The organism is Ruegeria sp. YKSF57 (genome assembly GCF_059612585.1).
Genome location: NZ_JBXWQW010000044.1, coordinates 1 through 24,745, shown reverse-complemented (window position 1 = coordinate 24,745; position 24,745 = coordinate 1). Strand labels below are relative to the sequence as shown.

23 protein-coding genes and 1 tRNA gene are annotated in these 24,745 nt (G+C 61.9%); 13 read left to right on the top strand and 11 right to left on the bottom strand.

Translation table 11 applies throughout. The features are described 5' to 3' along the window. The first annotated feature begins 10 nt into the window (after positions 1 to 10). The 3 genes from AC2FLX_RS17225 to AC2FLX_RS17215 all read left to right on the top strand — a co-directional run bounded on the left by AC2FLX_RS17225 (position 11) and on the right by AC2FLX_RS17215 (position 3,091). A complete protein-coding gene (locus AC2FLX_RS17225) occupies positions 11 to 1,099 on the top strand; it encodes a 4-oxalomesaconate tautomerase (protein ID WP_480748578.1) in 1,089 nt (362 codons plus the stop codon). A 1-nt stretch (position 1,100) separates the two neighbouring features. Continuing rightward, positions 1,101 to 1,916, top strand: a complete 816-nt coding sequence (locus AC2FLX_RS17220; RefSeq protein ID WP_480748577.1) for a universal stress protein — start codon at positions 1,101 to 1,103, stop codon at positions 1,914 to 1,916. A gap of 200 nt (positions 1,917 to 2,116) precedes the next feature. Beyond that, positions 2,117 to 3,091 carry a D-2-hydroxyacid dehydrogenase family protein gene (locus AC2FLX_RS17215; RefSeq protein WP_480748576.1) on the top strand — a complete coding sequence of 325 codons (975 nt, stop codon included), beginning with the start codon at positions 2,117 to 2,119 and terminating at the stop codon, positions 3,089 to 3,091. On the opposite strand, the gene AC2FLX_RS17210 is transcribed toward AC2FLX_RS17215, so the two are convergent. Next, positions 3,066 to 4,118: an AbrB family transcriptional regulator gene (locus AC2FLX_RS17210; protein ID WP_496810447.1), complete on the bottom strand. Its 1,053-nt coding sequence runs from the start codon at positions 4,116 to 4,118 to the stop codon at positions 3,066 to 3,068. The genes AC2FLX_RS17215 and AC2FLX_RS17210 overlap by 26 nt on opposite strands. A gap of 81 nt (positions 4,119 to 4,199) precedes the next feature. On the opposite strand from AC2FLX_RS17210, the gene AC2FLX_RS17205 reads away from it, so the two are divergent. The 3 genes from AC2FLX_RS17205 to tcuB are packed head-to-tail and all read left to right on the top strand — an operon-like array spanning position 4,200 to position 7,313. After that, entirely contained in the window at positions 4,200 to 4,877 is a 678-nt protein-coding gene (locus AC2FLX_RS17205) for a GntR family transcriptional regulator (RefSeq protein ID WP_496810446.1), read from the top strand. Next, on the top strand, positions 4,874 to 6,262 hold the full coding sequence (gene tcuA, locus AC2FLX_RS17200; protein WP_480748573.1) for an FAD-dependent tricarballylate dehydrogenase TcuA: 1,389 nt from the start codon (positions 4,874 to 4,876) through the stop codon (positions 6,260 to 6,262). The genes AC2FLX_RS17205 and tcuA overlap by 4 nt, the downstream gene beginning before the upstream one ends. Beyond that, positions 6,252 to 7,313 (top strand): tricarballylate utilization 4Fe-4S protein TcuB, encoded by a 1,062-nt coding sequence (gene tcuB, locus AC2FLX_RS17195; protein WP_480748782.1) that lies wholly within the window; start codon positions 6,252 to 6,254, stop codon positions 7,311 to 7,313. The genes tcuA and tcuB overlap by 11 nt, the downstream gene beginning before the upstream one ends. A gap of 401 nt (positions 7,314 to 7,714) precedes the next feature. Here tcuB and AC2FLX_RS17190 read toward each other — a convergent pair whose 3' ends face one another. Both AC2FLX_RS17190 and AC2FLX_RS17185 read right to left on the bottom strand, forming a co-directional pair. After that, positions 7,715 to 8,347: a tyrosine-type recombinase/integrase gene (locus AC2FLX_RS17190; protein ID WP_496810445.1), complete on the bottom strand. Its 633-nt coding sequence runs from the start codon at positions 8,345 to 8,347 to the stop codon at positions 7,715 to 7,717. Between the two features lie 316 nt (positions 8,348 to 8,663). Beyond that, positions 8,664 to 9,713 (bottom strand): helix-turn-helix domain-containing protein, encoded by a 1,050-nt coding sequence (locus AC2FLX_RS17185; RefSeq protein WP_496810444.1) that lies wholly within the window; start codon positions 9,711 to 9,713, stop codon positions 8,664 to 8,666. A 114-nt stretch (positions 9,714 to 9,827) separates the two neighbouring features. Between AC2FLX_RS17185 and AC2FLX_RS17180 the strand changes: the two genes are divergently transcribed. Further along, positions 9,828 to 11,228: a DUF1254 domain-containing protein gene (locus AC2FLX_RS17180; protein WP_480747846.1), complete on the top strand. Its 1,401-nt coding sequence runs from the start codon at positions 9,828 to 9,830 to the stop codon at positions 11,226 to 11,228. 17 nt (positions 11,229 to 11,245) lie between these two features. Then, positions 11,246 to 12,742 (top strand): DUF1254 domain-containing protein, encoded by a 1,497-nt coding sequence (locus tag AC2FLX_RS17175; protein WP_496810443.1) that lies wholly within the window; start codon positions 11,246 to 11,248, stop codon positions 12,740 to 12,742. A 389-nt stretch (positions 12,743 to 13,131) separates the two neighbouring features. Here AC2FLX_RS17175 and AC2FLX_RS17170 read toward each other — a convergent pair whose 3' ends face one another. From AC2FLX_RS17170 to AC2FLX_RS17155, 4 genes are all read right to left on the bottom strand, one after another. Next, positions 13,132 to 13,329: a hypothetical protein gene (locus AC2FLX_RS17170; protein WP_496810442.1), complete on the bottom strand. Its 198-nt coding sequence runs from the start codon at positions 13,327 to 13,329 to the stop codon at positions 13,132 to 13,134. Positions 13,330 to 14,041: 712 nt separating this feature from the next. Next, positions 14,042 to 14,126: transfer RNA gene (locus tag AC2FLX_RS17165), tRNA-Leu, on the bottom strand. A gap of 89 nt (positions 14,127 to 14,215) precedes the next feature. Next, a complete protein-coding gene (locus AC2FLX_RS17160; protein ID WP_480749224.1) occupies positions 14,216 to 14,782 on the bottom strand; it encodes a tetratricopeptide repeat protein in 567 nt (188 codons plus the stop codon). 30 nt (positions 14,783 to 14,812) lie between these two features. Continuing rightward, complete coding sequence (locus AC2FLX_RS17155; protein WP_480749223.1) at positions 14,813 to 15,301, bottom strand: Lrp/AsnC family transcriptional regulator; 489 nt, start codon at positions 15,299 to 15,301, stop codon at positions 14,813 to 14,815. Positions 15,302 to 15,404: 103 nt separating this feature from the next. Here AC2FLX_RS17155 and putA point away from each other — a divergent pair, with 103 nt between their 5' ends. Genes putA through AC2FLX_RS17140 form a run of 3 tightly spaced genes read left to right on the top strand, consistent with a single transcriptional unit; the run spans position 15,405 to position 19,956 of the window. Further along, positions 15,405 to 18,809, top strand: a complete 3,405-nt coding sequence (putA, locus tag AC2FLX_RS17150) for a bifunctional proline dehydrogenase/L-glutamate gamma-semialdehyde dehydrogenase PutA (RefSeq protein ID WP_496810441.1) — start codon at positions 15,405 to 15,407, stop codon at positions 18,807 to 18,809. A 41-nt stretch (positions 18,810 to 18,850) separates the two neighbouring features. Then, positions 18,851 to 19,594 carry a rhomboid family intramembrane serine protease gene (locus AC2FLX_RS17145; RefSeq protein WP_496810440.1) on the top strand — a complete coding sequence of 248 codons (744 nt, stop codon included), beginning with the start codon at positions 18,851 to 18,853 and terminating at the stop codon, positions 19,592 to 19,594. After that, the gene (locus AC2FLX_RS17140; RefSeq protein WP_496810439.1) at positions 19,591 to 19,956 is read left to right on the top strand and encodes a GFA family protein; all 366 of its coding nucleotides are present in this window, start codon (positions 19,591 to 19,593) and stop codon (positions 19,954 to 19,956) included. The genes AC2FLX_RS17145 and AC2FLX_RS17140 overlap by 4 nt, the downstream gene beginning before the upstream one ends. A 74-nt stretch (positions 19,957 to 20,030) precedes the next feature. Here AC2FLX_RS17140 and AC2FLX_RS17135 read toward each other — a convergent pair whose 3' ends face one another. Together AC2FLX_RS17135 and AC2FLX_RS17130 are read right to left on the bottom strand one after the other, a co-directional pair. Continuing rightward, entirely contained in the window at positions 20,031 to 20,816 is a 786-nt protein-coding gene (locus AC2FLX_RS17135; protein WP_496807780.1) for an inositol monophosphatase family protein, read from the bottom strand. Positions 20,817 to 20,913: 97 nt separating this feature from the next. Continuing rightward, positions 20,914 to 21,819, bottom strand: a complete 906-nt coding sequence (locus AC2FLX_RS17130; protein WP_480749218.1) for a LysR family transcriptional regulator — start codon at positions 21,817 to 21,819, stop codon at positions 20,914 to 20,916. Positions 21,820 to 21,916: 97 nt separating this feature from the next. On the opposite strand from AC2FLX_RS17130, the gene metF reads away from it, so the two are divergent. Both metF and AC2FLX_RS17120 read left to right on the top strand, forming a co-directional pair. Continuing rightward, positions 21,917 to 22,783 (top strand): methylenetetrahydrofolate reductase [NAD(P)H], encoded by an 867-nt coding sequence (metF, locus tag AC2FLX_RS17125; protein ID WP_496810438.1) that lies wholly within the window; start codon positions 21,917 to 21,919, stop codon positions 22,781 to 22,783. A 61-nt stretch (positions 22,784 to 22,844) separates the two neighbouring features. Next, positions 22,845 to 23,330 carry a PaaI family thioesterase gene (locus AC2FLX_RS17120; protein ID WP_496810437.1) on the top strand — a complete coding sequence of 162 codons (486 nt, stop codon included), beginning with the start codon at positions 22,845 to 22,847 and terminating at the stop codon, positions 23,328 to 23,330. Between the two features lie 7 nt (positions 23,331 to 23,337). Here the strand turns inward: AC2FLX_RS17120 and AC2FLX_RS17115 are convergent, their stop codons facing one another. Both AC2FLX_RS17115 and AC2FLX_RS17110 read right to left on the bottom strand, forming a co-directional pair. Further along, a complete protein-coding gene (locus tag AC2FLX_RS17115; protein ID WP_496810436.1) occupies positions 23,338 to 24,414 on the bottom strand; it encodes a T6SS phospholipase effector Tle1-like catalytic domain-containing protein in 1,077 nt (358 codons plus the stop codon). Then, positions 24,392 to 24,745, bottom strand: a 354-nt coding sequence (locus AC2FLX_RS17110) for a molybdopterin cofactor-binding domain-containing protein (RefSeq protein ID WP_496875481.1), incomplete at its 5' end; no start/stop codon positions are given. The genes AC2FLX_RS17115 and AC2FLX_RS17110, both read right to left, overlap by 23 nt.

The following is a 24,745-nucleotide window of genomic DNA, read 5'->3' as shown; positions in this document are numbered from 1 at the left end:
AGTGAATGACATGACACAGACAGGCATTCCTTTCGTCTTCATGCGGGGCGGCACTTCGCGCGGGCCATATTTCAACCTCAAGGACTTGCCCGAAGATCGCGAGACACTGGCCGAGGTGCTGCTTGCCGCCATAGGCTCGGGTCACCCGATCAACATCGACGGCATCGGTGGCGGCGTGGCGGTGACCACCAAGGTCGCCATGCTCTCAGCCTCGGGTGATGACTGGGCGGATGTGGACTATTTCTTTGCGCAGGTTTCGGTCGAGGATCGGCTGGTCGATTTCAAACCGACCTGCGGCAACATCCTGTCCGGCGTCGGCCCGGCGGCGGTCGAGATGGGTCTGGTCCAGCCCCAAGGCGACGAGACAGAGATCAAGATCCGTGCCGTCAACACCGGAGCAAGGGTGCTGGCTCGCGTCCAGACGCCGGGCGGCACCATGCGCTACGATGGCGACACGGCCATTGCCGGAGTGCCCGGAACCGCAGCGCCCATCGCGCTGAATTTCATGGGCGTGGTCGGGTCTTCCACCGGGGCCTTCCTGCCCACCGGTAACCTGCGCGACACCTTGGACGGGATCGAGGTCACCTGTATGGACGTGGCCATGCCCATGGTCATCGCCCGCGCCGCGGATTTCGGGCTGACCGGCTATGAAACCGTGCAGGAACTTGACGAGAACCGCGATTTCTTTGCCCGGATGGAGGCGCTACGTCTTCAAGCCGGAGCGGCCATGGGCTTGGGTGATGTGTCGCAATCCGTGACGCCGAAATTCGGCCTGCTCGCCCCGGCCCAAGGCGGCGGCACCATCGCGACGCGCTATTTCATGCCGTGGACGACACACCCCTCGATGGCGGTCACCGGCTCGCAATGCCTTGCTTCCTGTGCGCTGACGCCGGGCACCGTGGCGGACGGGCTGCTGGACCGGCCCACGCAAAGCCCGGCGAACGTGGTGTTGGAACACGCCTCGGGCACCATCGAAGTGTTGGTGGATTTCCAGATGAACAACCACTTCACCCTGAAATCCGCAGGGCTGCTCCGCACCGCACGCAAGCTGGCCGACGGGCAGGTCTACGTGCCCGCCTCCGTCTGGAAAGGACACTGACATGCCGGTGATGAATCTTCTGGTGGCCTTCAATGGCTCTGACGGCTCGGTCGCGGCCCTGCGATATGCCGCGTCGCTGGCAAAGCGTTTCGGGGCGCATGTCACCGCCATGCTGGCCCATAGCGGTCACGAGGTGATCGACAAACGCTCTCGCTGGATCCCGAAAGAGGCGCGCGCCCTGTTGGACGCCGCCAACACCGACATCCTGCGCGAGATCGAGACCCGGTTCGAGGATGAACGCACCAGCTTGGGGCTGGACAATGCCTTGCAACTCAAAGAGGTCACAGGCCGTGTCGATACCGTTCTGTCCGAGGCCGCGCGCCACTACGACATGCTGATCGTCGGCACCCGGTCGGATGCCGATGACGAACACGTAACGCTGCACCCCGACCGCATCGCGCTCCTGTCGGGCCGCCCGGTGATCGTCGTGCCTGCGGGCTATGACGCTGGTGCCACGCACAGCCATGCCGCGCTTGCGTGGGACGGGGGCCGCGCCGCGGCACGGGCACTGTCTGACAGTCTGCGCCTGCTCGAAGACGAGGGCCACGTGAGCGTGCTGACCGTGGGCTCGCGCAACCCGTGGCCAATCGACGATCTGATGCTGCACCTGTCCCGCCACGGGGTCGAGGCGACCCACCACGACTGGCCCACGACCCATCCGGTAGCCGATACTTTGCTGACATGGTGCAAGAAACACGACCCCTCCTTGTTGGTGCTCGGCGCCTACGAGCATTCGAAATTCCGAGAGGATTTCCTCGGCGGTATGACCACCGACATTCTGTCGCGCACCACTATTCCCGTTCTGCTGTCTCATTGAGGAGCCGAAAATGAACGATTACGAAAAACTCGCCCGCGCTCGGCGCGATCTGGAAGAGACGCGTAACGAGAAGAGACGCGTAACGATCTGTCGCGGCGCATCGTCGAAGAGCCGTCGGACAAGGCAGACCTGATCCTCCTGCATGACCGGGTTTGCCGCGCGATCAAGGCATTGTCCGGCAGTTCCTGAAAGGCCACACCATGAAGGTCCACATCCTCGACGACTGGTTCGACACGTTGCGCGGCTTACCCTGTTTCGAACTGCTTGCAGGTCACGACGTCACGGTCTGGACCGATCATGAGCCCCATCCGGCGAAACTCGCGTCACGGCTGGCCGAGGCAGACTGCGTCGTGCTGTTCCGCGAGCGGACCCGCGTCACACGTGACCTTCTTGAGCGCCTGCCGAACCTGCGGCTGATCTCTCAGCGCGGGGTCTGGCCGCATGTAGACGTGGACGCCTGCACCGAGGCTGGCGTTCTGCTGTGTTCCAACAAGGGTGGGGATGGGGCAAACTATGCCGCCGCAGAGCTGACCTTTGCGCTGATCCTTGCCGGCATGCGCCAACTTCCGCAGCAGATGGTCAGCGCCAAGGCAGGTCAGTGGCAGATGGGCGTGGGCCGGACGCTGCGCGGCCGACGGCTTGGTCTTTATGGCTATGGCCGCATCGGCCACGTCGTAGCCGACTATGCCCGCACCTTCGGGATGGATGTGGTCTGGTGGGCGTCCGACGACAGCCGTGCAAAGGCGCAGGCCGATGGTGAAACTGTCGCGAGCAGTCGAGCGGCCTTCTTTTCTGACAGCGACGTGGTGTCTTTGCATCTGCGGCTGACACCGGAAACGCGCGGGATCGTCACCGCAGAGGATCTTGCACAAATGGGTTCGAAATCCGTTTTGGTGAACACCTCGCGCGCGGGCCTGATTGCCCCCGGGGCACTGCTGGACGGGCTGAATGCGGGCCGCCCCGGCATGGCCGCGATCGACGTCTTTGACACTGAGCCGATGACAAATCCTAATGACCCGCTCCTGGCGCATCCGAGCCTGATCGCCACGCCTCATATCGGCTTTGTCACCGAGGACGAGTTTGACAAGCAGTTCGCCGACATCTTTTCCCAAGTGAACGCCTACGCGGCGGGCGCGCCGATCCACATGGTCAACCCCTCCGTCTTCGGGCAATAAGGCTGGCCACCACCGGCGCACCGACGATCACGATCACGATGCGCGTTAGATGGTGGGTGATGACATAGCCGAGGTCCGCACTGGTCACGATGGCCAGAACCGTCATTTCCGCTTGCCCGCCGGGCGCGAAGGCCAAAAACGCGGGTACCGGATCGCCCAGCCCGAAGGCCGTCACCAGTCCGGAAAACCCGGCCGCCAGCACCGCCAGCACCAGCACATAGGCCACGCCCGCCGCAACAACGCGGGTCAGCTCGCGCCATGTGACGCCCAGAAAATGCACCCCGATGCCGCAGCCGATGAAAAACTGCGCGACAAGGATCGCCTCGGCAGGGGGGCGGAAATGCACGACGCCTGCCAGCGACAGCGCAGCCGTCACGATCATCGGCCCAAGGATCGAGGCACCGAAGAGGCCCAACCGTTCCCCGCCTTTCCAGCCGATCCACGCGGCGGCGACCATGATCGCCAGCTCGTACCTCGGCAGATCAGCGACGGGCGCACCGATGGGATTGCTCAGCGCGGCACCATAGAAATGAGACAGGATAAAGGGCGCGAGGGTCACGATGATCAGCACTCGTGTTGCGTGGATGAGCGACAGCGCGCGCGGATCGCCCCCCGCCTCGGTGCCGAAAATCACCATGTCCTGCAGCCCGCCGGGCATGGCCGCGTAATAGGCCGTCGGCGCGTCAAAGCCCCAGAGCCTGCGAAAGAACGGTACACCCACGGCGGCGATCACCGCGATGAAGGCCGGGATCAATGCGACTGACAGCGCCATGCGCGGCAGTTCTGCGATGACGGCGGGCGTGATTGACGCGCCCACCGCGACGCCGAGGATGGTGCGCGCCGCGACCGAAACCTGCCCAAACCCTTTGAGCGGCAGATGCGCCAAGGCTCCTGCAAGGCAAAACGCCATCGGACCGAACAGGAACGGCAGTGGCAGCGCCAGCAACCAGAACAAGATCGTGCCCACTGTGGCGAGCGCAAAAGTCAGCGCGCGCCGCGCCAGCGGGTGAGAGAGATCTTTGCGCAAACCGGCCTCCTGGGTGTCTTGACGCTCTTTGCATACGATTGTATCCAATTGGATGCAAGATTGAAGCGGAGACCCGTGATCATGGATGACGACAGCGCCCCACAGGGCAACAGCGCGTACCTGCGCTTGCTGACCGAACTGCGTGAAGGTCGACTTAATCCCGGCGACCGCCTGCGCGAAACCGAGCTGGCCGAGAGGCTTGGCGTGTCGCGCACCCCGGTGCGCGAGGCCATCCGCCAGTTGGAGGCCGACAGCATCGTCACGCATGTTCCGCGTCAGGGGGCCACGATCCGCAGGCTCGACTATGCCGAGGTCATGGAGCTTTACGAGATGCGTGCGGTGCTGGAAGGCACCGCCGCGCGACTGGCCGCCCGGGCCGCTTCCGACATCGAAATCGAGGAACTGATCGACATGAACCAGCAGATGGCCGAGTTGGGCAATGCGCCCGAGGCGTTCATCCTGAACCGGCAATTTCACGCGGCGCTTCTGGACGCGGCCAAGAACCGCTTTCTCGCGCGGTCGATCCACAGCTTGCAAAAGGCGCTGATGATCCTTGGCCCGACGACGCTGACCGAACCGGACCGCGCCAAGAAGGCTGAGGAAGAGCATTTCGGCATACTCGACGCGATCAAGGCGCGGGATGGGGCGCTGGCCGAAGCCGCCATGCGCGCCCATATCGAAGCCGCCCAGCGGGTGCGGGTGCGCGACCTGCGCGCCAGCAGTCACACCCCCCCCGGCTATGACGGAGACCTGCTGTGACCTCGCCCGATATCGCCATCATCGGCGGCGGCAATGCGGCGCTGTGTGCGGCCATCACGGCGGCAGAAGCGGGTGCACACGTGTTGATCCTTGAGACCGCGCCGAAGCCCTATCGCGGAGGCAATTCCCGCCACACGCGCAATTTTCGCTGCATGCACCATGGCCCGCTCGGCCCGCTTGTCGACAGCTACACCGAAGATGAATACCTCGCCGACCTGATGAAGGTCACCGGCGGCAAGACGGACGAACGCCTGGCGCGGCTAGCCATCCGCACATCGGAAGACTGTCTGCCGTGGATGGAAGAGCACGGCGTTCGGTTCCAGCCGTCTCTATCGGGTACGCTGTCACTGGCGCGTACGAATGCTTTCTTCCTTGGCGGTGGCAAGAGCCTTGTGAACGCCTATTACCGCACGGCTGAAAAGCTGGGGGTACAGGTGGAATACGAGGCCGCCGTCACGCATCTGGAACTGGAAGACGACCGCGTAACCCGCATCGACTATACGCAAGGCGGCCAGAGCCATTCGACCACACCAAAATCCGTCATCGTCGCCTCTGGCGGGTTTCAGGCCGATACCGACTGGCTGGCCCGTGCCTGGGGACCTGCGGCGAAGAACTTCCTGATCCGTGGCACGCCCTACAATCGCGGCGTCGTGCTGGCCGACCTGCTGGACCAAGGCGTCGAACAGGTGGGCGACCCCACGCAGTGCCACGCCGTCGCCATCGACGGGCGCGCGCCGAAATTCGACGGCGGCATCGTCACGCGGCTGGACTGTGTGCCGTTTTCCATCGTGGTCAACAAACACGCGCAGCGCTTCTATGACGAGGGCGAGGACGTCTGGCCCAAGCGCTATGCCATCTGGGGGCGCCTTGTCGCCGCGCAGCCCGATCAGGTTGGCTATGTCATCATCGACGCGAAATCGCTGAACCTGTTCATGCCCTCGGTCTTCCCGCCGATCAAGGCGGACACGTTGGAGGAATTAGCCGATAAAATGGGCTTGCCCGCCGACGCGCTGGTTCAGACGGTGGACGACTTCAACGCAGCCTGCGGCGACACCTCAGGCTTTCACCCGACCGAGCTGGACGGTGTTGCGACCACCGGCCTGACCCCGCCGAAAACCAACTGGGCCCGCCCGATCACCGAAGCGCCGTTCTACGGCTATTCGCTGCGCACCGGCGTTACCTTTACCTATCTGGGCCTGAAGGTTGACGAGCGCGCGCAGTGCTCTGTCGGCAACCGCCCTGTCACGAACCTCTGGGCGGCGGGTGAAACCATGGCCGGGTCGATCCTCGGCCAAGGCTATCTTGCCGGGTTCGGCATGACCATCGGAACCGTCTTTGGACGCATCGCAGGCAAGGAGGCCGCCGCCCATGCAAATGCAATCTGATCTGCTGCAAGAGGCACGTCGTCAGGCCGAGATCTGCAACGCCTGCCGCTATTGTGAGGGCTATTGTTCCGTCTTTCCCGCCCTGCACGCCGAACGCGCGTTCGGCGACGGAACCCTGACACAACTGGCGAACCTCTGTCACAATTGCCGGGGCTGCTACTATGCCTGCCAATACACGGCCCCGCATGAATTCGACCTGAACCTGCCGCAGGCGCTGGCAAATGTCCGGCAGGACAGTTGGGAGGAAATGGCTTTCCCCCGCGCCGCCGGGAAGGCCTTTCAGAAGAATGGTGTGCTGATTGCCGTTGCCACCGTCATCGGCTTTGCCCTGCTGTTCTGGGCGGTCCGCGCCTTGCCATCCGCCGCAGGCGAGGGGTTTTATGCGGTCCTGTCGCACAACGCGATGGTGGCCATCTTCCTGCCCGCCTTCCTGTTCCCCCTGTTCAGCATCGCGATCAGCCTGCGCCGGTATTGGCGGCACATCGGTGCCGGTCCGTTCCGCCCCGAACATCTGGTCACCGCAATCCGTCAAGCCGCCAACATGAAGAACCTCAAGGGCGGGCATGGCGACGGCTGCAACTTCGAGGACGAGGATCGGTTCACCCACGCGCGGCGCGCGGTACATCAGGCGGTCATGTACGGCTTCCTTCTGTGCTTTGCCTCCACCAGCGTCGCGACCGTGATGCACTACGTCTTCGACATGCACGCGCCCTATGGGCTGCTTTCCCTGCCAAAACTGCTGGGGATTTCAGGCGGGCTGTTGTTGGTTATTGGTTGCGTCGAGATTATCCGGCTGAAGCTGCGGTCCGACCGGAGCTTGGGCGCCTCTGCCGCCTTTGGCGGCGAAGTCGCCTTTGTCGGGCTGCTGGGCTTCACGGGCTTCAGCGGGCTGGCGCTGTATGCCCTTGGTCAATCGACTGTCATGCCGACCCTCCTGGCGATCCACCTCGGCGCCGTTCTTGCCTTTTTCTTACTCACGCCCTTCACCAAGATGGCGCATGGGTTCTACAGGCTAACGGCCTTGGTTGCCGAGGCTGGTCGGCAAAAATAATCCGGTTCCTAACCAGAAGTTTTCCTTAGCAATGCTGCCAGCGTTGTGCCCATTGCGACCGTGAGTTCCAACTGCTGCGGATGACCGGTTCCTGCCTCACGTGATTTTCGTTACTGACGCAATGTACAGAAAGCTGCCGTTAGCGCAGGAGCAGCGTAAGTCCACTTCGTCCGCGACCTGTGAATTGCCGCCTTCAAAAATTCTGCGCGGTTCACGAACGACCGAAATTGCCGCCGCACCGCGTCATGGAATCTCGTGTTTGTGCAGAATATTTGCCGCTGCGTGCGCACGCAGCACAAAACTCGAATTCACAGGTTGGGCTCTCAACCGTCGTTGACGGGGCCTTGGCTGTCCGTCCGGTCTCGGAAAGCGAACGGCACCTTATGCCGTTCGCCGTTCATTTACATGTCGATCTTCTCGGCGATTGCCAACGCATCTTCGAGCTCGACCCCAAGGTATCGCACTGTACTGTCGACCTTGGTGTGTCCGAGCAGGAGCTGGACCGCACGAAGGTTGCCGGTCTTTCGATAGATTTGAGCGGCCTTAGTGCGCCTCAGCGAATGCGTGCCGTATCCGCTCTGGTCCAGGCCGATCGCCGATACCCATTCCCGGACAAGGCGCGCGTACTGCCGGGTCGATACATGCAGTCGATCATGGATCCTGCTAGGAAACAGAAACGCACACCCGAACATCTCGGGCGACGAAACCCAGTTCCAGACGGACTCACGCGTGTTTTCCGAGACCTCGAACTGGACCGGTCGTTGTGTCTTGCTTTGGATGACAGAGACACGATCTCGGACACTGTCCCCAACAACGAGGTCAGCGACCTTTAATCGGACGAGATCACAGCCACGCAATTTGCTGTCGATCGCGAGGTTGAACAGGGCCAGGTCCCTGAGATTACCCGCCAGTTCGAGGCGGGCACGAATTGCCCAGACCTGTTTCGGGAGCAGTGGGCGTTTCTGGCCAACAAGCCGCCCCTTGTTCCAGGGGCGGCGCATCGGTTTGACAGCTGGGAGTTGGACTTCGGACATGGGATTTCCTCAATCCGTCCCTCCCGCTCCACGCGTCGACACCGTGTAGACGAGGTGATTCTAGCTCAGTCCTTGAATGGCAGGTTCCGAATCCGAAGTTTCGTTTCATGCTGCTGCATCACCGCATGGCGGCTTGGAGCCCAATCTGTGCCTTGGTGATACCCGCGGCATTCGTTGCTATGGGCGGGGAGCTAACATTCGCTGCGGATCGAGCGAACGTCTGCTGAGTGGGACCAGCGGACATTTGCCGCGGCTGCAAGGCAACGGCCTTTCTGAAATTGGCAGCCGATTTTCGAGTGCTGGATGCCTCGTGCCATTAGGATGTCAAGCTCAGGGTCCTGTTTGCAACTTCTCGATAAGCGCTTGGCGTCTGATCAGTCACCGCCGCAAAAGCGCGACCAAAATGGGCGACCGACGCATATCCCAAAGCGACGGAGATATCGGTGATGCTGGCATCGGTTTCGCGTAACAACTCTTTGCCACGAGTCACTTTGGTACGCCTAGCGATGACCCTGAAACTCTGGCCCTCGTTGGAAAGCACGCGCTGGACATGGCGGCGCGACATGTTCAGTGATCGGGCCACTCGGTCTAGACTGACCACCTCATCAAGGAGTTGCACCCGTATGGTTTCCTCGATGGCGTCCGGCAATGTGCGAGGTGGGCCCGTATGCCGACTACGCAGAATGTCGCAGAAGAGCGACCTGTGCTTGTCCGGTTGCGGGGAGCGGCGAGGCGCGTTCCAGAGCTCGACTGGCACCCGGCATGCTGTTCCAGACTGCCCAAGCCTGACCGTTGATTTCAAATGTTGCTCTATCCGGCTTGTCGCGCGGAGCGAGGGAACGTCGAGGTCGATCGCACCACCTCGCCAATCCTTTCCGAGGTAGAGAGCGAAACAGTTCTGCAGAAGGCCGGCCGTACAGTAGGAAACATTCTGATAAAGCTTCGCACCCGCCACAGAATTGTGGACCCGACAAACAACAAACTCACCTTCGCGGCCGATGGTCATGCGCTCGTTTCGGCCATGAAGGAGGATCGCGGATTGCATTCGGTGCATCGCCTGACTGAGTGTCGGCGCTGACGTCACATATCGGCCCCACGTTCCCCAGGCCTCGACAGTAAGATGCGGAGAAAGTTCTAGCCCGAGACTCTCGACACCCAATGCCCTTCCGCCAGCGTCTAGAAATCCCATCAACTGGTCCCAATGGATGTAGTGCTCTGGGTTGACCTCGATCCCCATGGGCAGATGGGCGGCTTCAAACACGCCTTTCAACTTGGTTCGGCCAAGCTCGGAGGCCAAGAATTCCGGCATTCCAGCGAGTGTACCCGCCTGCACCATTCTGGGTATGTTGCCTTCTCTCAGACGCATATCTCCTCCGACGACTACCGTCACATTCGCCAATGATGGCGCAAAATGGGTGGCGCGAAAAGTTGATTTCTGCATGCTCATTTTGACTGAAATTTCATACCGAGGGCTTATGCAATGAAACTCAACTCTCTTGTTGCGGCATTGCCGATCGCGCTGATGGCAGGTGCTGCCGGTGCCGAGATGACCGACACACAGCGCGACATCGTGGTGCGCCGCGCGTGCGAGGCGGCGATCTGGGGCATGCCGGCGGTTGGCGTCTATGACATCGAACTGGCCATTCAGCGCGATGCCGGCGCCGCGCCGGGAGTTGTCGCCTACATGAGCGCCCCGATGGATTCGCGGCACGGGTTTCTGACTGCCAACGATGTGACGCCCTACACCTTCACCGGGCTGTCGGTCAAAGACGGCCCGATGGTTATCGATGTTCCTCCTGCTGGGGACAAGGCCGCATTCTTTGGCACGATCACGAATGCCTGGCAGGTTCCTTTGGCCGATGTCGGTACGACGGGAACCGACCAGGGGGCGGGAGGTAAATACCTCGTCCTTCCGCCCGGTTTTGACGGCGCTGTCCCGACCGGGGACTACATCGTCCTGCATTCCAACACCTATGGCGTACATTTTGCTTTCCGTCCGGTAGCCAAGAACGGCGGCACTCACGCTGACCAAGCGGCCTATGCCCAGACATTGCAGGTCTATCCCTTGTCACAGGCAGATAACCCGCCCCCGACCGCGTTCGTCGACGTCAAGACAAATCCGGTCAACACGCTGCCGGTCTATGACGAAACCTACTTCACCGACCTGAACACCGTGATCCAGCGTGAACCGGTGCTGGAGCAGGACAAGGTGATGATGGGCATGCTGGCCTCGCTCGGCATGGTGCGCGGGCAGCCGTTTGAGCCGGACGCGGAAACGAAAACCGCCATGCTCGAAGGGCTTCAATGCGCCTATGACACGATGCAGGAACACTTCATCACCAAATCCGTCATTCCTCTGTGGGACGACAAGCAGTGGGGCGTCTGGGCCTTTGCCGAGGGCCAGCCGCAACTTGGGTTTCCCTATGTCACAGATGACATGGTGCTGATCGACGACCGCGCCGGCGGGTCGTATTCATGGATCACCTACCTGCCCAAGAAACTGGGCGGCAGCACCTTCTATCTGACCGGGCTGCGCGACCGCGACGGGCAAATGTTGAACGGCACCGACACCTACAAGCTGACTGTGCCCGCCGACACCCCGGCCGAGGATTTCTGGTCAGTGATCGTCTACAGCATGCAGACCAAGGGCTTTGTCTCCGGTGCCGAACGCGTCGGGCTGGCCACGCCCAACCTGCCGGATATGCAGGTCAATTCTGACGGCTCCGCCGATGTCTATTTCGCGCCCGAAGCCCCCGAAGGCATGGAAAGCAACTGGATTCCAACGGGCGAGGATTTCTTTCTGCTGTTCCGCCTCTATGGCCCGTCCGAGGGGTGGATGGAGAGCGGCTGGAAGCTGCCTGACCTTGAGAAACAAAACTAATAGAGCGGGATACTAAGATGGGAAATATGACAATGCGGACGATGCTCGCTGCGAGCGCACTATCAGTTGCGATGACGCTTTCGCCACTTTCGGTGGCCGCCGAAGAGGACGGCCGTTTCATCGAAAACGAAACCATCGAGTCCCTATTGGGCACCTTCGAGTTTTCCAAGGGCTTTGCGACGCCGGAAAGCTCTCAGCGCTTGATCGACATGCGTCTTGCGTATCGGGCCGTCGAGGTGATCCAACAGAATACCTTTGGCGCCTCGCTCTACGCCATGCGCAAGGGTTATGCCGACTTCGGCGCCGGAAAGCCCAATCAGGTCATCGTGTTCAAAGACCTGATGGACGCAAAATCCGAGTTCCTGACAGCAAACAACACCACCGTCTATGCCATGACGTTCCTCGACCTGAAGAACGACGGGCCAACCGTGGTCAATGCGCCACCGGGTATGCTCGGGTTTTTCAACGACATGTGGATGCGCTATGTCGGCGATGTTGGCAATGCCGGACCCGACAAGGGCGAAGGCGGCAAGTTTCTGATCCTTCCGCCGGGATACGAGGGCGACGTGCCCGATGGCTATTTTGTGTTCCAATCCAAAACCTACGGGGTCTGGATGGCGCTGCGGGCCTTCCTTGTCGACGGGTCCACCGACGCAGCAAATGCCAACTATGAAAAGCTCGAAATCTATCCGCTGTCGCAGGCCGATAACCCCGATCCGACCGAGTTGATCAATGGCTCGGGCGAGGTGATATACACTGTCCACTCCGAGAACTACGGGCTGCTCGAAGAACTTGGGCACCTTGTAGAAGAGGAGCATCCCGACGCACTGGAGGGTGCTCAGAAATTCCTGCTGGCCTCAATCGGCATGGAATTCGGCAAACCGTTCAATCCGTCCGATCGTGACAAGACCATTCTGGAACAGGCCGCCAAGGTGGGTGCGGCTGTCTTGCGCAACAACATGTGGAACTATGTCGGCGACGACAAATACATCTACGAAGATCGCAAATGGTGGAACCCGTTTGTGGGCGGCATCTATACCTTCGACCCGAACAGCTATCTAGACTATGATGCTCAGGCGTTTTTCGCGGCCTACGCAACCGGAGTGACACCGGCAATGGCCTCCAAGAAAGTTGGCATCGGGTCCCAATATCTTTGCACCCATACCGATGGCGAGGGCGTGCCGCTGGACGGAGCAAAGACCTACAAGCTGACCGTTCCGGCTGATGTTCCGGCAAAGGATTTCTGGTCCGTGGTTGTCTATGACAGCGCGAACCGGTCGATGATGCAGACCGGGCAGGAATTCCCGGCACTCAGCAGCTACAGCGACCTAGTGGCAAACGACGACGGGACCGTCGATCTCTATTTCGGGCCAAAAGCGCCCGAAGGCCATGAAAAAAATTGGGTCGAAACGGACCCCGCCAAGGGATGGACAGCCATCGTCCGTCTCTACGGACCGCTTGAACCCTTCTTCGACCAGACCTGGAAGATGAACGATTTCGAGCTGATTGAATAGGTTGGCCAACGATAGTAGCCGTGCCAAAACGTCGGGCACGGCTTCTGGCACCATCTGTCGCCACAACAATTTCCCGTTGACCGCGTGATCTTCAACCAATGTCGCCGCATAGGCGAAGTCGACGGAACAAGGCATGTCCGCATTGGATTCGGAACGGACATTCTCTGCGGCAATCACGAGTGGCTTCAATGGACTGTTCGCACCGGTTCGAGCGGGATAACGGAAGGTCGGGAAAGTCCGCATAGCACCAGTTCCCCCAACTGCCGATATTGCTCTTGCAGCGAAAGTCCGGTCTGAGGAGCCGCACCGAAGCAACAACGGACGCTTGTCGAGGTCCAGTTGGCAGCGATCCACACCCAGCTCCGGGGACACCCGTCCCGGCACCGCAGTCAATCGGTGACTGAATGGCTATCGCGGCGCGGGAAGGCGACCATTTCGACGTCGGGGAACATGCTGTGTTTGACGTTGATCGACGTGATGTTGCCGCGGTCGTCGGTGTTGACGAAGAGCACGCCGCAGAGGTCCCAGAAGTTCTTGCCGTCTTTTTCGCCGGATTTGGCGTTCAGTTTCAGAGTTTGAGTAGCCATTTTTCGATCCTCACTTTGAGTGTTTCGATGAACATGACCAAAGCTGGCACCAAGGGGCTGTCAGCGAGAAACTTGCCTCGCAAGGAATGCCCTGGCGCACGGGAACTTTCTTGTTGAAGCGGGGCTTGCCTCGCGTCTGACACGGCTGCCTGCCTATGTTCAGCAATCGGAAACACGGCGTTGAGGATCTGGGTTCGGCACTAACAAACTGAACGGTCTCGTCATCCTGCGTCACAAGAACTGAGAACAAAAAATCCGCTGCGCTTTAACGGCTGTCACTCCTTCACTGCGGAACTTCAGTCGAATATGTTGTCAAAATCAGATGTGGAGCCCTTACTGCGTGTTCTGACCAATAGTTCCAGGTCGAGGGCTGCCAGCAGCGCCAGGATCGTGCCCAACAACGGCGGCGGCGAATGGATGATCGTGCACGGCTCAAGGCCAAACTGAGATCGAAGAGTTCGAAGCGTTGAAATTTTTCATGTGCCTTTTCAAAGAAGGTGCGCGACGTTCCCGACGATGAAATAGGAAACCAGGAATCAGGTCATCAAAAAATGACGCTCGACGAAAAGTGGAGCCCTTGGCCTTCACCCACCATGGATTTTCCAATTCAGGAGATCGAGAGTACAGATCGAGCATGAAGCGCCACACAAAAGGTGGGCTGAAAACAAGGCGATCCCTACAAATTATTGAAATACATTATTAATAATGTATTTGGTGCGGGCGGTGGGACTCGAACCCACACGGCACAAGGCCTTCGGATTTTAAGTCCGATATGTCTACCATTCCATCACGCCCGCATCGGCCTGTGGCTGAACAAGCTCTACTCAGTCACGGAAAGATGCTCAACGTGATATCGTGATGATCACCAAGATTTTTTCCGACCGTTTCAGATATCCTGTCCCTTTGGCGCCAGCGGTCCGCCCGGGGCGGCCAGTCCGCGCTCGGGCAGCCAGGGGTTCAGCTCCAGCGCCCTGGCCATGTCCCGCCGCGCCTCGTCGAACCGTTGCAGGCCCATCAGTGTCAGCGCGCGCCCGCTGATCGCCGCGATATGGCGCGGCGACAGTTCGATGGCACGGTCCAGATCGACAAGCGCCGCCGGGAAATCCTGCCGCAGAAAGTTGACAAAGGCGCGCTGATTGTACCCTTCGGCATAGTCCGGGCAATAATCGATCAACCGGTCGAAATCCTCGCGTGCGCCCAGCAGATCCCATGCCTCGCGCTTCGACATGCCCCGATCCAGAATCGCCTGCGACTGCTCGTTCGGCGCATCCGCCCAGAACTCCCACATCTGGTTCGAGATGGTTCGCGCCTCGGTCTCGTTCGGCGCATTCTGTATCTCGGCGATCAACCGCCCCAACCCCTCGGAATGGTCGGGCGCGTCAGGACAGGTTTCTGCCAGCACGGCGCTGGCGGCAAAGGCGGGCGCAACAAGCACGGAAAGAAAGCGTTTCATGACCCAATGCTGACGCAACTCACGTCCGCGTCAACTCACATTTTCGAGCGAGCCCAGCAAACCCGCCTCTTTCACCGCTTCCATCGCCACGAAGGTCGAGGTGCTGGACACATGCGGCAACGAGGAAATCTTCTCGGCCATCACTGCGCGATATTCCGACATCGACCGTGTGCGCACCTTGAGCAGATAGTCGAAATTGCTTGCAATCATATGGGCTTGCTCGACCTCTCCGATCTTGCGCACCGCCGCGTTGAACTCGGCCAGCGCCTTTTCGCGGGTATCCGTCAGGCGCACCTCGACAAAGGCCACGTGATCCAGCCCCAGCCGGATCGGATCGATCAGCGCGCGATAGCCGGTGATGATCCCGTCCGCTTCCAGTTTCTTCAGCCGCGCCTGCGTCGGCGATTTCGAAAGGCCGATCCGCCGCGCCAGATCGGCAACCGAGATTCGCCCGTCCCCGGCCAGTGCCTTGAGAATGGCACGGTCGAAGCGGTCCAGGTCAGGCAAGTCGTTTTGCATCGTATTGCGTCCAAAAATCAGGTCATTGAACCAATATTAGCAACTCTTCGGGCGATTGTCCCGTATATCTCGCGGTATACTACGCAAAACGCCCGGAGAAACCATGAAACACGACCTGCGCTTGCTGATCGACAGCCAGACCTATGCCGATCAATCCGACATTCTGGCCGCCCTGACCAAACAGGCGGCCCTGACCCCCGCCGACCGCACCGCCATCTGTGGCTCTGCCGCTCAGCTGGTGCGCGACATCCGCTCCAGCACAGCGCCGGGGTTGATGGAGGTGTTTCTGGCCGAATACGGCCTGTCGACCGACGAAGGCATCGCCCTGATGTGCCTGGCCGAGGCGCTGCTGCGCGTGCCCGATGCCGACACCATCGACGCGCTGATCGAAGACAAGATCGCGCCGTCGGACTGGGGCAAGCATCTGGGCCATTCCTCGTCGTCGCTGGTCAACGCCTCAACCTGGGCGCTGATGCTGACCGGAAAGGTGCTGGATGAACGCAAGGCCGCCCCGGTCAGTGCCCTGCGCGGCGCGATCAAGCGTTTGGGCGAGCCGGTGATCCGCACCGCCGTGGGTCGCGCGATGAAGGAAATGGGTCGTCAGTTCGTGCTGGGCGAGACCATCCAGTCCGCCATGAAACGCGCCAGCGGGATGGAATCCAAGGGTTACACCTATTCCTACGACATGCTGGGCGAGGCCGCGCGCACCGAAAAGGATGCCGCCCGTTATCACCTGTCCTATTCGCGCGCCATTGCCGCCATTGCCGAGGCCTGCACCCACAAGGACATCCGCGAAAACCCCGGCATCTCGGTCAAGCTCTCGGCCCTGCATCCCCGCTATGAGGTGGCGCAGGAAAAACGCGTCATGGACGAGCTGGTACCCCGCCTGCGCGCGCTGGCGCTGCTGGCCAAGGCCGCCGGAATGGGCCTGAACGTGGACGCCGAAGAGGCCGACCGCCTGTCGCTGTCGCTGCAGGTGATCGAAGAGGTCATGGCCGAACCGGCGCTTGCGGGCTGGGACGGCTTCGGCATCGTGGTGCAGGCCTACGGCCCCCGCGCCGGGCTGGTTCTGGACACGCTCTACGAGATGGCCGAACGCCACGACCGCAGGCTGATGGTGCGACTGGTCAAGGGCGCCTATTGGGATACCGAGATCAAGCGCGCGCAGGTTGCCGGCATCGACGGCTTCCCCGTCTTCACCCAAAAGGCGGCAACCGACATCTCCTACATCGCCAATGCCCGCAAGTTGCTGGGCATGACCGACCGCATCTATCCACAGTTCGCCACCCACAACGCACACACCGTTTCGGCAATCCTGCACATGGCGCAGGACGGACAGCCATTCGAATTTCAGCGTCTGCACGGCATGGGCGAAACCCTGCACAGCCTGGTGAAAGACCGCCAGAACACCCGCTGCCGCATCTATGCGCCCGTCGGCGCGCATCGCGACCTTCTGGCCTATCTGGTGCGCCGCCTGCTGGAAAACGGCGCCAACAGCTCGTTCGTCAACCAGATCGTCGACGAAAACGTTCCCCCCGAAGAGGTCGCCGCCGATCCCTTTGACACCGTTCAGAAACCCGCAAAGAACCTGCCCAAAGGCCCCGAGCTGTTTGCCCCCGAGCGGGTCAACTCCAAGGGCTTCGACCTGCATCATGTACCCACTCTCGACCAGATCGAAAAGGCCCGCGCCCCGTGGCTGACGCACCAGTGGAATGCCGCTCCCCTGCTGGCGGACGCCGCTGCGCCCGAAGCCTCCAAGGACGTCACCAACCCCAATGACGGCGGCGTCATCGGCACCGTTTCCATGTGCAGCCCCGAAGATATCGAACTGGCGCTGGCCTCGGCCAACACGTGGGAGGCCACGCCAGACGAACGCGGCGCGATCCTGAACAGGGCCGCTGACCTGTACGAGGCGCATTTTGGCGAAATCTTTGCCATCCTCGCCCGCGAGGCCGGAAAATCCATCCCCGACGCCGTGGCCGAACTGCGCGAGGCAGTGGATTTCCTGCGCTACTACGGCGCCAACGCACCGACGGCCAAACCCGCCGGGATCTTCACCTGCATCAGCCCGTGGAACTTCCCGCTGGCCATCTTTACCGGACAGGTCGCGGCGGCGCTTGCCGCAGGCAACGCCGTGCTGGCCAAACCCGCTGACCAGACCCCGCTCATCGCCCACCGCGCGGTGCAACTGATGCACGAGGCGGGCGTGCCCCGTGCCACGCTGCAACTGATGCCCGGCCGTGGCAGCACCGTCGGCGCGGCGATCACCTCGGACCTGCGGGTGAACGGTGTGGCCTTCACCGGCTCGACCGCCACCGCCCTGCGCATCCGCAAGGCGATGGCCGAAAACCTGACCCCCGGCACACCGCTGATCGCCGAAACCGGCGGCCTCAACGCCATGATCGTCGACAGCACCGCCCTGCCCGAACAGGCGGTACAGGCTGTGATCGAAAGCGCCTTCCAGTCTGCGGGCCAGCGCTGTTCCGCCCTGCGTTGCCTCTATCTGCAAGAAGACATCGCAGATGACGTGCTGACCATGCTTCAGGGCGCGATGGACGCACTCAAGGTCGGCAACCCCTGGAACCTTTCCACAGATTGCGGCCCCGTCATCGACGAAGGCGCGCGTCAGGGCATCGCCGATCACGTGGCCAAGGCCCGCACCGAAGGCCGCGTCCTGAAAGAGCTGGCCACGCCGCCCCAGGGCACCTTCATCGCCCCCACGATGATCGAGATCCCCGGCATTGCCGCGCTGGAAGAGGAAATCTTTGGCCCGGTCCTGCACGTGGCCCGGTTCAAATCGCATGAAATCGACAATGTCATCGCCGATATCAACGCCACCGGCTATGGCCTGACCTTCGGTCTGCAAACCCGCATCGACGACCGCGTGCAGCACGTGACCGAAGCGGTGCATGCGGGCAACATCTATGTCAACCGCAACCAGATCGGCGCCATCGTTGGCAGCCAGCCCTTCGGCGGCGAGGGGCTCTCGGGCACCGGCCCCAAGGCGGGCGGCCCGAACTATCTGGCCCGCTTCTGCGCTCCCGACCGCCGCAATGGCGGCGCGGCGTGGGCTACCGTCATGGCGGATCTGCCCAGGCCGACCGGCACACCGGCGGCGGTAAAAACCCACACGCTGCCCGGCCCGACCGGCGAGTCGAACCGGCTCAGTGAAATCCCGCGCGAACCGCTCCTGTGCCTCGGCCCCGACGCCGACACGGTGCGCCAGCAAGCCGAAAGTGTCTTTGCCCAGGGCGGCACCGCGATCTGCGCCACCGGAGCGCTCGACCTGCACAAGCTCGAACATATCCAGGGCATCTCGGGCGTCCTGTGGTGGGGCGACGATGAGACCGGGCGCGAGATAGAGCGTCACCTGGCCCGACGCGCCGGCCCGATCCTGCCGCTCATCCCCGGCAAGCCCGACCGCGCCCGCGTGGTGGGTGAACGCCATGTCTGCGTCGACACCACCGCCGCGGGCGGCAACGCGGCACTCCTGGGAGGTGCGGCATAACCTGACTTGACGCTGGGCCACGAAAGGCCCAGCGTCCCCCCATGATACCGATACGCGACCACAACCCGTCAGGGCGCACGCCTTATGTCGTCTACGCCCTGATCGCCGCCAATGTCCTGATTTTCCTCAGCTATGTGAGCATCATGGACAATGACCGGCTGCTCACCCGCTTTTTCTTCGACTATGCCGTCATTCCGGCGCGGGTGGCCGAAGGCTATGGCCTGCAAACGCTGGTCACCTCGATGTTCCTGCATGGTGGCTGGATGCATCTGGCGGGCAACATGCTGTTCCTCTGGATCTTCGGCGACAACCTCGAAGACGAGATGGGCCATGTGCCGTTCCTGATTTTCTACCTCGCCAGCGGCATTGCGGCAGGGCTGGCGCATGTGGTCTCGGCGCCGGGCTCGCTGGTGCCCACCGTCGGCGCATCGGGGGCCATCGCCGGTGTCATGGGCGGCTACCTGCTGCTGTTTCCCCGGGCGCGCGTCGATATCCTGCTGATCCTGATCGTCTATGTCCGCATCATCACGATCCCGGCCTTCATCATGCTGGGCGTGTGGCTGGGCATGCAGTTCCTCGGCAGCCTCGCCTCCGACCCCGATCACGGAGGCGTCGCCTATTGGGCGCATTCGGGCGGCTTCGTGATCGGGCTGGTCTTCTGCATCCCGCTCTGGCTCAGGCGCGGCGGACGCCACTATTGGCAGCGCACGCACGGTCAGCCGCCCCACCCCGAACACGCTTACAAACTGTCCCGATCCCGCATTCCAAAGGTGCCCCGCCGATGACCCGCCTGAAAGCCACCTGCCATTGCGGCGCTGTCGAGATCGAGGCCGAGTTCCCGCAGGGCCTCGCTTCGGCTACCCGCTGCGACTGCTCCTTCTGCATCCGCCGGGGCGCTGCCGCCGTCACCGCCATCGCCGCTTCGCTCAAGGTTCTGAAAGGGGCCGACAACCTGACGCTCTACACCTGGGGCACGCATACGGCGCAACACCATTTCTGCAAGACCTGCGGCATCTATGTCTATCACCAGCGACGCGCAAACCCGGCCGAATGCGGCGTCAACCTGGGCTGTATCGAGGGCGGCAATCCCCGCACCCACGGCCCGATCCCGTGGACCGACGGCGTCAACCACCCGTCAGACCGCTAGGTCGCTCCCGCCGCTTCATCTTTTCGAAAATACTCCCGCAGGAGGCACCGATGCCCAGCATCGGTTTTTGCGGATCAGCCCCGGATCACCTTGGCGAAATGGTCGAAAATCGGCTCGTTGGCACAGATCACCTCACCATCCGACAAGATGCTGCCCTTGGGATCAAGCGGCTCGCACAGCCCGCCCGCCTCTTTCACGATGATGACGCCCGCTGCCAGATCCCAGGCGTTCAGACGACGTTCCCAGAAACCCTCGTACCGGCCCGCCGCCACATAGGCCATGTCCAGCGCCGCCGCACCCCAGCGCCGCACCCCGGCGCAAGCCGGCATCAGCCGCGCCAGATCCTGCAGCGTTGCCGGCAGATCGGACCGCCCGCCAAACGGCAGACCGGTGGCAAAGATCGATTCGATCATCCGCTGCCGGCCCGAAACGCGAATGCGCATGTCGTTCATCCACGCGCCCTCGCCCTTTTCGGCAAAGAACATCTCGTCCTTGGCGGCATCATAGATCACGCCCGACACGATCTTGCCCTTGTGCTCCAGCGCGATCGAGATCGCCCAGTGCGGCAGCCCGTGCAGAAAATTGGTGGTCCCGTCCAGCGGATCGACGATCCAGCGCCGGGTCGGATCTTCGCCTGCGATCCCGCCACCTTCCTCGGCCAGCCAGCCATAGGTCGGGCGCGCGCCCATCAGTTCCTCTTTCAGGATCTTCTCGGCGGCGATATCGGCCTTCGAAACGAAATCCCCCGCCCCTTTCATCGACACCTGCAGGTTCTCGACCTCACGAAAATCCTTGACCAGAGAACGGCCCGCCTTGCGCGCGGCCTTGATCATGATGTTGAGATTCGCACTGCCATTCATTGTCGTGGGGCTCCTGTCCGGTCAAACCGCGCGTATACTGGGGCAAGGCGGGCTTGCCAAGGGGCATGATGCGCATAGCTGCCCCCCGGTTTGCGCCCTATTGCGCCTGCAGTTTGCGCGCCTCGCTGCGCGCCAGTTTCACCAGTTCCTGAACGAACGGTTTTTCCAGGTCCTCCGAGCGCACCGCCGCATAAAGCCGCCGGGTTATACCATCGCTGGTAAGGGGCCGCGTGACATAGTCCGAGTTGTATTTCACCTCGCGAACGACCCAGTCCGGCAGCACCGAAATGCCCCGGTTCGACGCCACCAGCAACAGGATCACCGCCGTCAGCTCCACCTGCCGGATCGCCGCCGGCTCCACCCGCGCCGGGATCAGCAACTGGCTGAACACATCCAGCCTCGTGCGCTCCACCGGATAGGTGATCAGGGTCTGCCCCCGGAAATCCTCGGCCTCGATGAACGGTTTTTCGGCCAACGGATGGGACGACGCCGCCACGAACACCGGATCATAGTCGAACAGTTCCACAAACTCGACCCCCGGCAGGTCCTCAGGATCCGAGGACACCACCAGATCGACCTCCTCCTTCTGCAGCGCGGGCAGCGCGTCAAAGGCCAGACCGGGCCGGATGTCCACATCCACATCCGGCCATGTCTTGCGAAACGCCTCCAGCACCGGGAACAGCCATTCGAAACAGGCGTGACATTCGATGGCGATATGCATCCGTCCCGTACGCCCATCGCGCAGCGACGAAAACTCGGCCTGCATCGCCTCGACCTGCGGCAGGATCTGCTCGGCCAGCCGCAACAGGCGCAGCCCCGCCGCCGACAGTTTCATCGGCTTGGACCGCCGCAGAAACAGCTCGACCCCCGCCTGATCCTCCAACCCCTTGATCTGATGGCTCAAAGCCGACTGCGTGATGTTCAGTTGATCCGCCGCACGGGCCAGCCCGCCGCACTCATGAATGGCCTTGATGGTGCGGAGATGGCGAAATTCGATGTGCATTCTACAAAGTGACTCATGTTGTTCTTGAGTAATATGAGTTTGTCTCACAAAGCGTACCATGCAACAAGGGATCAAATTCTTAGCGATGAGAAAACTGATGACCGCGCCAAAAGTCTCCTTTGAGTTCTTTCCGCCCAAAACCCTCGAGGCTTCTTTCCGCCTTTGGGATACCGTGCACACACTCGCTCCGCTCGACCCGCGATTCGTCTCGGTCACCTACGGTGCCTGCGGCACCACCCGCGAGCTGACCCGCGATGCGGTGTCCACGCTGCACAAGACCTCGGGGCTGAACGTGGCGGCTCATCTGACCTGCGTGCGCGCGACCAAAGAGGAAACTTTGGCCATCGCCGACAGCTTTGCCGAGGTCGGCGTGACCGACATCGTCGCCCTGCGCGGCGACCCACCGGCGGGCGAGGGCCGGTTCGAACCCCATCCCGGCGGTTTTGCCCATTCGGTCGAACTGATCGAGGCGCTGGCAGATACCGGCAAATTCACCATCCGTGTCGGTGCCTATCCCGACAAGCACCCCGAATCCGACAGCCATGACGCCAATGTCGACTGGCTCAAGGCCAAGCTGGACGCCGGCGCCGACGAGGCGCTGACCCAGTTCTTCTTCGAGGCGGAGACATTTTTCCGCTTCCGCGACGCCTGCGCCAAGGCGGGCATCGACAAGCAGATCACGCCGGGCATCCTGCCCATCGAGAACTGGAAAGGCGCGCGCAATTTCGCCCGCCGCTGCGGCGCCAACATCCCGGCCTGGGTCGAGGATGCCTTTGAAAAGGCGATGCGCGACAACCGCGAAGACCTGCTGGCGACAGTACTGTGCACCGAGCTGTGCACCGACCTGATCGAGGGCGGCGTCGACAAGCTGCACTTCTATACGCTGAACCGCCCCGAATTGACCCGCGATGTGTGCCACGCACTTGGCGTCACACCAAAGGTTGAACTGCAGAACGTGGCGTAAACCTTGCCCGCAAAAACCTGACTGCTAGCGTTCCCCGGACACCCCGAGGGAACGCAGACGCATGTATTACGCCAAAGACTTCAACGAACTTCTGGGGCCAGCGGATATGGCCACCATGTCCGGGCTGGAATTCCTTCAGGGCATGCTCGAGGGCAAGCTGCCCGCGCCCCCCATCGCCAGAACGCTGGGATACGAACTCTACGCTGCCGAGGAAGGCCGCGTCGTCTTTCGCGGAACGCCCACGATGGAGGTCTGCAATCCGCTCGGCTCGGTTCACGGCGGCTGGTACGGCACCTTGCTCGACAGTGCCATGGCCTGCGCCGTTCAGTCCTGCGTTCCCCGTGGTGCGGCCTATACGACGCTCGAATACAAGATCAACATCCTGCGCGGCATTCCTCTGGGCACCGAAATCGAATGCGTCGGCGTGACCGATCACGTCGGCCGCTCGACCGGCGTGGCGCATGGCGAAATCCGCGGCATCGAGGATGGGCGGCTTTACGCAACCGGCTCGACCACCTGTATCGTTTTGAACCTGCCGCGCGGCTGAACGGCACCTATTGCGCCGGGTGTGAGTGTGCCTCGGGCACATGTGCCCAGTTCGGCAGGGTCTCGGGCCGGACGCTTTCATGCAACCGCTCCGACCGGTCGGCACCCACGGTACGGTGGCTGCGCAAAAGGAATATCTTGCCCCAGCCGCGCCATGTCCCGGCAGACGGCGCAGCAGGATCGGTCGGGAACCGCCGGCGCCATCCCTCGGGCAACGGCAACCCATGCTCTTCGGCCCGATCCAGCATCCAGACCAGCGAGATATTTGCCAGCGGCCGCGCCGCCTCGTACCCGCCAAGCTGGCCGCCGACATCCCCATGGGTGCCCCGGAACCAGACCTGTTCCACATGCCCTTCGAAATCCGCCGATGTGTCCCACAAAACGGGCATGAAAACCTCGCGCGTTTCATCCAGCGCCAGCGCGTGATAACCGTGGCGCACGCTGGAGCCCAACTGGTGGTTGTGGAACGCATGCCGCTCCTCAGCCCAGCGCCACAGCAGCGGCAAACGCATGCCCAGCGCCTTGACCGTATCCCAGACGCCAATCATCTCGATGGTGATCTCTTCGTGACAGAACCGGTGCCGGAATTCAGCCGCATGGGTGCCGAACACGTTGCATTCATAGTGGCGATAGGCCTGCTTGATGTTTCTTTCGGTCGCATGCTCGGCCCTGAGCAGCCCGATCATCTGAATGACCCCCGCAAGGCTGCGCACCCCATAGGCGCCGCGCGAATAGCCGATCAGATAGATCTTGTCGCCGGGTTTGTACCGCGATGCGAGATAGCCATAGGCACGCCGGATCTGCCGGTTGATGCCCCGTCCCATCATCACGTCCGGCGTGGTCTTCCAGCTTTTCCACTGAACACCGGACTCATAGAACACCGATACCCGCCCACCCATCTCGCAGCACAGCCGATAGGCCTGGCCCGCATGGGTTTCGTGCCCCGGCTCCAGCGTCGACATGGTGCCGTCCAGAATGATCACATGCGCCTGCGGTTCGCGATGCCGCGTCTCCTTGGAATGCTCCGACCGCAGCGGCCGCCCGAGCCATCCCAGAATTTTCCTACTTAGCCGCGACAGAACCATGTGTCAGCAAATCCCAAACCTTGTGCGGCGTGAACGGCATATCGGCCTGTCTCACCCCGCAGTCCCAGAGCGCATCCTGAACCGCGTTTGCGACAGCGGCCAGCGCCCCCACCGTTCCGGCCTCGCCACAGCCCTTCATCCCCATCGGGTTGGCCGTCGACGGAACCGGAACCGAGGTAAACTGAATCATGGGTACGTCAACGGCCCGTGGCAAGGCATAGTCCATGAACGTTGCCGTGAGCAGTTGCCCGTCCGCATCATGCACCACATGCTCGCACAGCGCCTGTCCGATCCCCTGCGCCACCCCGCCATGCACCTGCCCCTCGGCCAG